The 11,298-nt window shown below is 46.7% G+C and carries 13 protein-coding genes; 4 read left to right on the forward strand and 9 right to left on the reverse strand.

Translation table 11 applies throughout. The annotated features are described in order from the left end of the window. From K8S15_01450 to K8S15_01470, 5 genes are all read right to left on the reverse strand, one after another. A partial coding sequence (locus tag K8S15_01450) for a hypothetical protein (protein MCD4774700.1) occupies positions 1–756 on the reverse strand: 756 nt, incomplete at its 3' end. A 350-nt stretch (positions 757–1,106) separates the two neighbouring features. After that, complete coding sequence (locus tag K8S15_01455; GenBank protein MCD4774701.1) at positions 1,107–1,427, reverse strand: hypothetical protein; 321 nt, start codon at positions 1,425–1,427, stop codon at positions 1,107–1,109. A gap of 433 nt (positions 1,428–1,860) precedes the next feature. Further along, positions 1,861–2,670 carry a class I SAM-dependent methyltransferase gene (locus tag K8S15_01460; protein ID MCD4774702.1) on the reverse strand — a complete coding sequence of 270 codons (810 nt, stop codon included), beginning with the start codon at positions 2,668–2,670 and terminating at the stop codon, positions 1,861–1,863. 70 nt (positions 2,671–2,740) lie between these two features. Continuing rightward, entirely contained in the window at positions 2,741–3,208 is a 468-nt protein-coding gene (locus K8S15_01465; protein ID MCD4774703.1) for a hypothetical protein, read from the reverse strand. A 55-nt stretch (positions 3,209–3,263) separates the two neighbouring features. After that, a complete protein-coding gene (locus K8S15_01470; GenBank protein MCD4774704.1) occupies positions 3,264–3,671 on the reverse strand; it encodes a DUF4190 domain-containing protein in 408 nt (135 codons plus the stop codon). 388 nt (positions 3,672–4,059) lie between these two features. Between K8S15_01470 and K8S15_01475 the strand changes: the two genes are divergently transcribed. Both K8S15_01475 and K8S15_01480 read left to right on the forward strand, forming a co-directional pair. Further along, positions 4,060–5,940: a T9SS type A sorting domain-containing protein gene (locus K8S15_01475; GenBank protein MCD4774705.1), complete on the forward strand. Its 1,881-nt coding sequence runs from the start codon at positions 4,060–4,062 to the stop codon at positions 5,938–5,940. Between the two features lie 235 nt (positions 5,941–6,175). Next, entirely contained in the window at positions 6,176–7,312 is a 1,137-nt protein-coding gene (locus K8S15_01480; protein ID MCD4774706.1) for a hypothetical protein, read from the forward strand. Here the strand turns inward: K8S15_01480 and K8S15_01485 are convergent. Beyond that, a complete protein-coding gene (locus K8S15_01485; protein MCD4774707.1) occupies positions 7,285–7,926 on the reverse strand; it encodes a hypothetical protein in 642 nt (213 codons plus the stop codon). The genes K8S15_01480 and K8S15_01485 overlap by 28 nt on opposite strands. A gap of 285 nt (positions 7,927–8,211) precedes the next feature. Here K8S15_01485 and K8S15_01490 point away from each other — a divergent pair, with 285 nt between their 5' ends. Continuing rightward, positions 8,212–8,511 (forward strand): hypothetical protein, encoded by a 300-nt coding sequence (locus K8S15_01490; GenBank protein MCD4774708.1) that lies wholly within the window; start codon positions 8,212–8,214, stop codon positions 8,509–8,511. A 235-nt stretch (positions 8,512–8,746) separates the two neighbouring features. Here K8S15_01490 and K8S15_01495 read toward each other — a convergent pair whose 3' ends face one another. The 3 genes from K8S15_01495 to K8S15_01505 all read right to left on the reverse strand — a co-directional run bounded on the left by K8S15_01495 (position 8,747) and on the right by K8S15_01505 (position 10,003). After that, positions 8,747–9,121, reverse strand: a complete 375-nt coding sequence (locus K8S15_01495) for a hypothetical protein (protein ID MCD4774709.1) — start codon at positions 9,119–9,121, stop codon at positions 8,747–8,749. 74 nt (positions 9,122–9,195) lie between these two features. Continuing rightward, complete coding sequence (locus K8S15_01500; GenBank protein MCD4774710.1) at positions 9,196–9,525, reverse strand: FMN-binding protein; 330 nt, start codon at positions 9,523–9,525, stop codon at positions 9,196–9,198. A 256-nt stretch (positions 9,526–9,781) separates the two neighbouring features. Next, a complete protein-coding gene (locus tag K8S15_01505) occupies positions 9,782–10,003 on the reverse strand; it encodes a hypothetical protein (protein ID MCD4774711.1) in 222 nt (73 codons plus the stop codon). Between the two features lie 442 nt (positions 10,004–10,445). Here K8S15_01505 and K8S15_01510 point away from each other — a divergent pair, with 442 nt between their 5' ends. Continuing rightward, complete coding sequence (locus K8S15_01510; protein ID MCD4774712.1) at positions 10,446–11,090, forward strand: hypothetical protein; 645 nt, start codon at positions 10,446–10,448, stop codon at positions 11,088–11,090. The last annotated feature ends 208 nt before the right edge of the window (positions 11,091–11,298 follow it).

Consider the following 11,298-nt stretch of genomic DNA (forward strand, 5'->3'; position numbering starts at 1 on the left):
GGCATTGATCTCATCCGATTTCATCGTTCCGCCAGCCCAGGAACAGAGGGTTTCATGGACATTTCCATATTCGGTTGCCTGCTGTAATTCTCTACGCACTCCTGACCCTTCGGCAACCGGATCGATAACTACTTTCCCATCGTCCAGTTTGATGAACCTCATCAGTTCACCATGGTATTCAGGGTCCAGTACAGTCCCTTCATCCGTAAGAATCGCCGGATAGAAGTCGTAGCTGTTTTGTGGCGTTAAAGCGCACTCGTAATAGACGAATTTTTCATGTGTTCCGTCGGCGAACTCCAGCAGAAACGATGCGGGCCACCTCCAGATATCGATGATATCGGGGGAGAAACTCAATTCGTCCCTTACTGCTGAAATGTCAGTTGCATCAGGTTCCCCCCACGAAGTACCGGAGATGGTCCACTCCGCTCTGGAAGAATTGTACAGCTGCAGTGGCGCGACGGCTGTCAGCTCCTCAGGGACAGGCCAGGTTTCGATAAATGTTCCGGATGGAACCGTGACAGTGAAAGTACCCTGAAAATAATCACCGTAAAAGTAGACAACGGGGGCTCTGGATACTGGTTCATCCCAGTCATTGTGAGTTGTGAAGTTCTCAAAAGTATCAGATGGCGGAACTGCCCCTATTACTGTTTCCTCAGCGAAAGTCACCGCTCCCCACTCATGTACATACACCGTATTCAAATCAGCCGGGGGCGCAATAATCGTATCTGCCAGTGCCACAAACATCAATGGTAACATTCGAACCTCCAATTAACAGAAAGACTTATTATCCTGTTTCTTATACAAGCCGCCGGGATGTTTATTCCCCTTCACGATCGTGTCTGAGCAAACAAGAAACAGGATCAATCGGAAGTTAAGCCTTTCACTCACGAGCGAATCGTACAGGTATGTGTTGTTGGATGCTATCATAGTGAAGTGTCGTGAACACGGCAGTGGTGGTTGCCGCAATTGTCAAGGTATGAGGGTCCCCCGGCCGGGCCGGGGGATTTCATTATCAAATAATGGTTCTTACGAACCGTGTACCAATTCGCACGAACGGCTCCAGTTAAAGCTTGGTACCAGGTTACTACAACTGGATGTTCAACAGGTCAGGGAGTCGGAACGGGATTAATCCCTGTCCGTCCGTCCCATTCAAGCAAAACCGTGCCACCTCTGCGCACATGCGCTGTGGAGAGTGTGAGTTCAGTTACTTCGACCCTGGGAAAGTTATGAACGATGATGGATATCTGCTCTCCGGTGAGCTGGATGGTCACCTCTACACGAGGTCTGAGTTCAACGGCCGCCAACTGCTCTTCGGTGAGGGTTATCATCACAGTTGTAACTCTAACTTTCTCTTCAGCAAAAATGGTTCCCACAGAAACCGAAACGAGCAGGATCATCGATATCAATGTAACCAGGGTTTTCTTCATGTCTCCACGTCCATTTCATTTTGGATCCGGCAGTAAAACCGAATCATGTTACCATACATCTCCCGGCTGGTAATCACTATCAGGCACGATCAATATGCTTGCGATGCATGGTGATAGATATGTAATACCTGCCGAACATTTGTTTATTATGAGTAATAAAAGAGGTTGTGTCAATTGGTATTCAACAATACCCTTTCAAACAGTTCTAATTCGATTTCTCTTCTTCGGATGGTACCCCGGATTGACAATAGTAATTCCATGGAGATTTAAGCTAGTACACTGTCAGGTATTAGTTGTCGGGAGATTGCGAAGTTATTTGGTGTTCCTGCAAGGCACGGAAGAAGGCGCATAGCAACGCTATGTAACTGATTCCGTAACGTCGCAGGGGCATCAAAGAACGAGCAGGACACGACAGATAATGCCTGACAGTGTACTAGCCCTTTAATGCCCTCAAGCTGAACAGGACAGGGATTTTGTTCAGTGGTTCCGGCAGTCTCCAGAAGCCGTCTTCGCACATCTCCATACTCTCAAGCCCCTTCCAGTGCAGAAATTCGAACTCATGGATGAATTCAATATTCAACCCTGCCTCCGTAAGAGAGTTGAAGATCTGCCCCATTGTCCACTGAAATTCTCTGGTGGGACTTTTCACGATGTAGTTCTCGTCCGAGTAGTCCGGCCAGTCTCCGGGCCAGTCGAAGGGCTTGCCCTGGCTGAAGTACGGGTAGCGGACGGTAAGCCCGGTGGCTTCGTTATCAAACACCTGCATGAATGGATGGGATTCCATCATGTACAGGGTTCCACCCGGCTTCAGGTATCTGCTGATCATGTTCGCCCACTGCTTGATATCTGAAACCCAGCAGAGAACACCGATTGATGTGTAAACCATGTCGAAGGTCTCATCCAGTTTGTCCGGAAGGTCGAAGAGAGGTGTTTCTATGAATCTGGCCTTCAGACCGGTTTTCTCGGCCAGCTCCCGGGCGACTTTCAGTGATTCGCAGGAGATATCGATTCCGGTTACCTCTGCTCCCAGCCTTGCGAGAGAAAGGGTATCCGTACCGATATGACACATGAGATGAAGGATCGTTTTGCCGCTTACGTCTCCAAGTTCCTCTACCTGTGTGGCATCAAGGTGGTGACCGCCTTTAATAAGAGTTTCGGTGTCATACGATCTGCCGTGAATCGGAGCCACTTCGTCCCAGTGTTTTTTGTTTATTTCCTCCGCCAAGTAATCTCTGGTATCCATTTGGTCCTCCATAAACGAAATTCCCCCGGTTAAGGGGACAGAATTATCTGCTTCCTGATAAGATTGTATACTACATTCTTCTGTTTTTAAGTGTGCACTCAAACAGGTTCATTATTCTATCCGTTTCTTTCTTCATTCTTGATACTCCAAGAAGCCCACCTGACATACCTGTCATGCCGCTTGATATTGTTAGCGAAGTACTCGGTCCATTCTGGTAGATATTAATAGTGAACTTATAGCGCTTCGCAAAACCGCCAAACAGAATACGACATACAGAATTACCTGTTGAGTAAACACCATTGACTGGCGATCCACTTTCGAGTCGATATCCTTCTTGTAAGAAGATATTCGCGATATTGTGAGCAATTTCATCAATTGATATTCCGGCTATTGTAGCTTTTATACCTGATCGTAGATATGCAAAGGTGATTAACTTATTTGATCTCGTATCATTCTTTTCCGAAAAAGACTTTCCGCAGAATGTACAAAATTCCGTTACATCCTCTGGAAGCTCCTTACCACATCTGGTACAATACATTCAGCCTCCTCCTTTAAAACCACATTGCATCATTTCTATATTGATTATTCTCGTTTCACTGGGACAACATGACCGGCAGGATAACGAATAAGAAAAAGGCTATATCAAATATACCCAGTACAATAGCAGCTGTTCCCATTCCATCTCCGGTGTACAGTTCTGGATGTTCTCTCACTTTCTTTTTCGCGCTGTTACCCATTACAATAGCAATTATCCCAAGGACGATGCCAAATAAAAATATGCCTACCAAGCCGTATACAAGTCCTGATACTGCTCCCGGTGCTTTCTTTTTGATAGTATAAGCTCCCTGTGCATAAGACCCCTGTCCATAAGATGCGGATGTAAAACCCGTACTGTATGACTGAGTCATTCCAGCAGTTGCTTTGATCCTGTTTCCACAGTATGGGCAAAAATCTTCAACCTTAGTTTCATCAAGCTGTTTTCCGCATTTTGAACAGAACATTATCGCCTCCTTTTGTGACCGTGGCCAATCCCGCAGGACATGATACAAAGAGCATCATCTTCTTCTAAATAGTCTTGTTTACCACTCATATGCTCAATAAGAATGGGTAATCGTGTAAGCTTTGTCAATAATTAAAACCGCATCAGTCTCTGTGAAGGATTCCATGTCAAACAGAAAATCGGTGTGATAAGTAAAAACTCAAAGAATGATGTTATGGATTAATCCGAAATGACAATGTTGAGAATTCTTACGGTTATGTAAGAATGTTTAATATCTATTCCCGGTGCGGATTGCGACGTTTGCGTATTAATATCAACTTTGGTATACTAATGTATTAAGTAATTTGATACATGTATTTGCGATTTGAATGAAAGGAAGAAGAACGAAAATGTCAACAATAAAAGGCTGCTACCTGTTTCTGCTCCCGATACTGCTGATAATCTCTATCGGTTCCGGTTCCAATCAGGAGTGGACTGCCCGACCAGCTGAACAAACCGATGCTCGACCGCCTGTTGAATGGGCTGTTCATGAGATCGGTAACATCGGCATGGCTATCTCGAATATCGGAAGATGGGGTGATCCCGCGGGTGATTCCCTGTCACTGGAATGGCCATCGGGATCGTTGAACAACCACCTTTGGCTAGGTAATTTATGGTCCTGCTGTTTCGGGGAAATCACACCGGCAGGTACTGCTGATAGATATGCAAGCTGCAGTTATTTCAACTATTGGGAATTGAAGCCAAGTGAAGGCTACCCCATTATATACGAAACCCCGGGATCGAATGCTCCCGAACAGTCCGAATACGGAATTGATGACTGGGATATCAGCAGCAACGATCAGCCGTACGGTCTTGGTGTATTTGTTCAGAACTATACCTGGGATACACCGGGCTTTGACAATTTCCTGGCAACGGAACTTACGGTAACCCATCACAGTGAACATGGTAACCCCGGTGTTCCGCTGGATGGACTTATCCTGGCCATCAAAGGTGACTGCGATATTGCCTCAAAAGATACTACTGACTGCAATCTTGATGACATGGTTTACTACGATGGACATGCTATCTGGTGCAACGATCCAGACGCAACTTTCGAGTACCGGTTCGATGATGGTACGGATGCCAGTACTCAGGATGACTTCGAATACAGACAGAATTCTGACAATCCTCTTCCTCCCGATGACCCTGACAATATTTTCTACCACTACAACTACATTGGCGCTGATGGAATACCCGACAACGATGTGGACCAGAACTGCGTAAGCGACCACTTCACCATTCTGGCAAAGGTTTCAGGCAGCGACACTCTTTACAGGGAAGATCCCGCATCCGGTGTTATTCTTTTCTCCGAGGGAATGCCTTACTACCACTTCAATCATACAGTGGGCGATACTACTTACCTGGTTGTGCCAAGAAACCTCAGCTACATGTGGGACAGCGACAATCCCGGAAGTTCAGAGGATGATTCCGGAGAACCGCTGTTAACAGTGATGTGCAACGGTTTCGCGGGCTGGAGGCTCCTCGATGTCTGGGTAGATAAAGCAGGTGGCGGTATTGATAGACCTTCGGACGTTTACGGATACCCCATACCCATCAGCCACGAGTGGTGGAACTGGGAGAGTGACCCGGGAACCGATATCGAAAAATACAGCGTCATATGGGGAAAAAATGATGATTTGAACGGTCTTTACAGCGGACCGGCATACATGTCCGGCTGGGTTGGCAACCCCAACGCGCCGGACGCTACTTCACCTCAGAATCCGGGGCCTTTCCCGTTCGTTTACGATTCACCCTATCATTTGGATTATCCTGTCTTTGACTACAGATTCCTTCAGTCTGTCGGACCTCTGGAACTTGCGGACGGAGATACCCTTCATATTATGGGTGGCTGGGTTGCCGGCAGGGGCCTTGATGGCCTGCGGATGAACGCAGACCTTCTGCTGGACGCCTATTACCGTAATTCCATATGGGGTCAGGGCCTGGGAGTAGAGTCAACCGAACCGGTTCCTGGAAATGACATCCTGATCTCCCCCAACCCAATGACCTCTCAGGGAATGGTGGATTTCACACTGGTTCAGCCGGGAAGAGCGATTATCACGGTTTACGATATTTCCGGAAGGTCGGTTGCTGCCATTCTGGATTCGGAGATGTCTGCAGGAAACCATTCGATCAATCTGAATACTTCCTCATTTGGCTCCGGGATTTACTTCGCAAGGGTTCTATCAGGTAATAACTGTGCCGTTGGAAGGTTCGTTGTACTGAACAGATAATTACATGGTTTAATGAATCTCAATTTTGAGTAAGATGGATCATTCTATCCTTCGGTGCGGCAAGGTGATCAATATACACTCAGGATTTGACAGGGAAGGATTGCTACAGGTATTATTCATCATGGCATCGGGTTACAGCACGACAGGCATCATGAATAAGGCAACCTGATCCCTCGATATTCTTGATTCGATCTAAACCCAGTATTCAGGCACTGACTTAAAAGGAGATTGTATTGTGAAGTATCTGATAATCTGCGTCTCTGTGTTTCTTGTTCTTACGGCTGCATCCTGTGGAAACGGGCAGCCGGAACCCGCAATAGATGGACCTGATGAGGATACAGAAACAGCCCTGGAAATTCTATTCATCGACTCCATCGGTGTGGAACTCGGGGATTCGAACTACGTTCTGGGTTCAATAGAATCATCCTCACATTCCGTGGATGGAAATATCCTTGTTCTTGACCGTCCAGCCTGCTGTGTCCGCGAGTATACAACCGAAGGGGAATTCGTCAGGATGTACGGCCGAAGGGGAACGGGACCTGGTGAGGTCGTTAATCCGCTATCGATGACCCGCCTGACGGACGGACGTGTTGTGATGCTGGATATGCAGACAGGTGGCTTGCATACATTCAGCCCCGAAGGTGAGTGGCTCGGAATAACGGCGGAAATCGTAAACGAACCGATACTCTGGATAACTCCCGCGGAATCGAATACGTACATAGGAACCAATAACACGTTCGATGTTGTGGATGAACAGCTGATGGTTACAGCTGTCGTCGGCAAGTTCGAATCCGATTCCACCAAGCCGACTATTTCATACTGGGAGAACACTTTTCCATTCGACTTCAGAGATTTCACACTCCTGGTTAACGAATCATACTTCGCGAATGTATTCACATCGGACAGGGACGGCAACGTATTCATCGCGCGGAGGAACACGGAGGAGTACCATATCACCGGCTTCGACGTTAATGGCGATGTCTTCGTCGAATTCGATCTGGACATCCCGATGGTCGAGAAGAACGAACAGGAGATAATCGAGGAAGGGGAGTTCTGGAACACAAGGGCAAGGAACATGGGGGCCAACGGACAATTGAACTACCAGCCTGATCCTTTCCGATGGAAGATCCATTCTATGGGAATCGACGATCAGCGCAGACTCTGGGTTAGAAGAGGAACCGAGGAGACCCCGACTTTCGATATCTTCGATTACGAGGGAAAACACCTCTTCACTGCCGAGATACCCGGTATAACCGGACACTCAGGCCTCCTCTGGGAGGTTCATGTAGATGAATTCGGCATACTTGCATGGTCACTTGACCCGCCCGATGGATACCAGAAACTTTACACTATGCAACTCGCCGGGCAGTAACAGCAGGCAAAGGAAAGCTCAAAATAGACTGAGCTGACCGGTATCAAGCGGATCGTAGACAGGTATTGAAGTGGAAATACCCATGCCGCGGCATTTCTCGGTGAAAACAGCCTCCAATTGTTCCGCGTTTTTGCTTCTGCACAGGTACGAGCTGCCGAATAACTTTCTGTACTTACTGCCCATCCCCGGGAGGCAAGAGTTTCTCTGCCATCAACCAGCTCACCAACACTGCCGAATACAATCGCACCAGATTCCATTGTCACCATAGATCTTTTGTGTATGAGTCTGTATGCGAGCATTCCTATCAGGAAAGTCAGAATGATTGTCGGCAGCAATACAAGAACAGCACCCTTCAAAAGAATCCATGTCAAAATGACTGAAGCAAGCAGCAAAAGGAATTGGTTTCCAACTATTGCAATAGATCTGATGAAGCTCCCGATATTCTGAGCATCACTCTGCACACGGGATATCATGTATCCTGAATCCTTATCTCCATGTACAGCGTTGGAAAGCCATGAAATATCTTTTGCAAGTCGTTCGCGAAGCTTTTTGACAATACCCTGTGAGATTGTGATTCCAAGCGATTGTGATAACAGACTTATCAGCTGATTCACTATACCTATAACTCCCAAACCAACAGCTGACCAGACTCACATTCCGAGCATCGACTTGATATTATCTATGTAATTTTCATGCACACCTATCAGCCTCTGCAGTAGACCGTTTTCGAGCAATAGGAAAGTGGATTTTGCTCAATCCCATTACCAGTTCCAAAAGCAGTCCATTCATCCAAAACAGCTTTCAATCACTCCCAATCTCTATCTCCGGCACATCATCCTGCCATGGAACGCAGTCCGCGCAGGGCTCACAGACCAGCTCCAGCGGCTCCGGCAGGGGTCATGGATCCTGATGTAGTGATAATTGTCTCGAAGGACGGACTGGAACACTGCAGAGCTGTCATAGAACACATGAGAAGTGGATTGCTCATTATTGATGAGAATATCGATGCACCAGTAACAGGAGTTGAAATCCTCAAGCATGATTTTCACGGCATAGCAGGAGCCAGGAGCGCAGCTCTATATGCGTTGTTTTTCTATCTTCATCTCAATCCGGTCATACATGTTAATGCATTAGTCAGCGCTCTTGGAAGAAGTGAAATTTCCAGTAAGGTTAATCTGGATGTGTTGTTAAAACTCTGACATTGAGAATACATATTTTAAATATTCACAATCTCGTGACATCATCAGGGATACTCACGATAGAATATTGCTGCTCTCATGACTTCGGTGATGAGTACAGATACACTCGGTATTTTCACTCTTCTTCAGCGTTTCTTCATCCTCTACATACCTGTGATACCTGGAGCCGTCGTGCTATTCAAAGAAGCTGGTTCCTCACTGAAAAAGAAACAGTCTTCAGCATAACCCGGTATCCTCAACCCATCATACTTTTAAGAAGATTGAGGAATTCCTCCCCCCTCTTCAGGTAAAGGAGCAGTTCCCGCTCACCTCCGGATCGAAGGCTGAATACGATTGAGATTTCATTGTAGCCGAGATAGTTCCTTTTCTTCACAGCCGACCTGATATCGGTAATGGGAACTACGTGATCAAGGTCAGCATTGAATGGTTTGACCAGCAAGCCGAACAGACCATGGAGTTTTACCTGAAGGTGGGTGGCCGAAAGATTGACTGTTATGCATTTCCAGGTATTGACCGATCTGGTCCAGCCGTTCTTCTGTGATTGTGCCATGGCGTACTGCTCACGGAACAGCAGGCTGCCTTCAGGCATATTTTCGTATTTTTCGTTCATTTTACCTTCCTGCTTTCAATGATGGATTTCAGTAATCCACTGCGAAAAATAAATAAGACCCCGATCTGATTTCTTCAGTTCTTGTCAGATAATGCTTTGTAAACGGCAATCATGATACATCTGCTGCTGCCGGTTGCTCCGGAAACAACGTCAACAACCGGACTCTGGGCTTCAAGGATACGATCAAGCGTCTCTTCTGCTTCGTAGCCGGGTCCGCCATTCTGTTCAATTATATCAATATCGGTAATCCGGTTATCAGAAACCGTTACATCCATCGTGACCGAAACCAGAAATTCCCCGAAACTCCCTGTGTAAACACCATCCTCGATCACCTGCAGGTTTACCGCCTCTACCTTCTCATCTCTGAAGGTCCGAACCATCTTATCGTAGCGGATCTTGAGCAATAGGAAAGTGGATTTTGCTCAATCCCATTACCAGTTCCAAAAGCAGTCCATTCATCCAAAACAGCTTTCAATTACTCCCAAAAACGAACCATACCGAGTGAAACACGCTCAGGCAAGCGTGAGTTAATGCCGGTTTTCACTTGAAGCACCTCATCAGGACACACTTCTTCTCTGAAGCCGGATTAGGATCGCTTAGCATTCACCCAATCTCTATCTCCGGCACATCATCCTGCCATGGAACGTAGTCCGCGCAGGGCTAGCAGACCAGCTCCAGAGGCTCCGGCAGGGGTCTTGGGTCTCCCCAGAGATCAAGGTGTTTCAGGATACGTCTGATGACAAACGGTTGCTCTATGAAAGAGATGACCTTCATCTGTCCTCCGCACTTCGGGCATTTAAAAGCATCGATGTCCCATATCTTTTTCAGAAGGACAGCCCACAGCTGTCTTCTCCGTCTGGGACATGAGGAACGGTCTTTCATCGAAGAAGCAGGTTCCTGTTCGGTTGGCTGGGCCTGTAAAATGCGAGTTTCGTTATGAAAACCGAGCCGGCTCCTGCAAGGCATGCAAATATCTGTGAAAAGATACCTTCCTGTGTTAATATCCTGAAGGTATCCCGTAACTGAGAACTGTTTCTGTTGCTTTTCATCGACGGAACATAGTTTCGATATGATAAAAAGTCTAAAACTGTATAATGCTAAACGTAACGCATTCTAAGTCAATAGCATAACACTTATGGCTTTGGGTCGAATATGCTGTTTTGAGTTATTTTGATGAAATGGTGCAAATCCAGTTTCCTTTTGTTTGACATCGTGCTCATTTTTATGATATATGATTAATACATCAGTATAAATCCGCCTAGTGGTCAGGCAGAATGGGATTGCTCTGTATACTAAAGTACGCAATTAACCTTAGGAGGTTATCATGAAGATACTGTTTTTAGTTGTTCTGGTTCTCGTATGTCTCGTTTCGGGCTTCGCGATCGCTGACGACGACGGCACCACAGGCTCTGAAAATGCTTTTGATCGCTTTCATGGGTACGGTACCGATGCGTACGGCGATGCGTATCTTACGACCCTATTCGCACGCGATAACGGATTTGCCGGGAATTCGTTCAATGTCAGTGCGTTAACACCACTGACAATAGTTGGCTTTGATTGTAATCTGGAGGTTCCTTCGGTATCCTGTGATATATTTGTATACTACAAAGTTGGTACGGCGGATGGTTTCGAACAGAATTCTGGAGCATGGACTCTTCTTGGAACTGACAATGTTATACCTGCTGGATCAAATCTCCCGACTCACGTGGACGTTGGCGGATTGTATATGGACACGGGAGATACTGTTGGCTTATGTATAATATCATCCGAATCAAATGTGGAATACACAAATGGTGGTCCGAATACCTACACAAACGCTGATATGAGCATAACCACCTTACGCGGACTTTCCGATGGATGGCCACCCTCGAGTGTATTTGCTTACCGCGTCTGGAACGGTACCGTTCACTACATTTACGGAACTGCTCTTGTCCGCAATACATGGGGCAGTATCAAGTCAACATTCTAACTGCCGGTACATCTACTGCTTAAGCAGTAACAGGAACAGCTGTGGATAGAAAATTCTACTCCGCAGCTGTTCTTTATTGCTGTGGTCGCATCGCTGCACTGCCGCAGGCATACACAAACCTGAAACTTATCCCTTTAGCTGAAGCCCCTTCACAGGTTCCTCGACTCCGACCCGTCAAGCTCCTACAAGAGAAGAATGGCGGAACAGA

It is taken from the genome of Candidatus Aegiribacteria sp. (assembly GCA_021108005.1).
Lineage (GTDB): Bacteria > Fermentibacterota > Fermentibacteria > Fermentibacterales > JCC-6 > Aegiribacteria.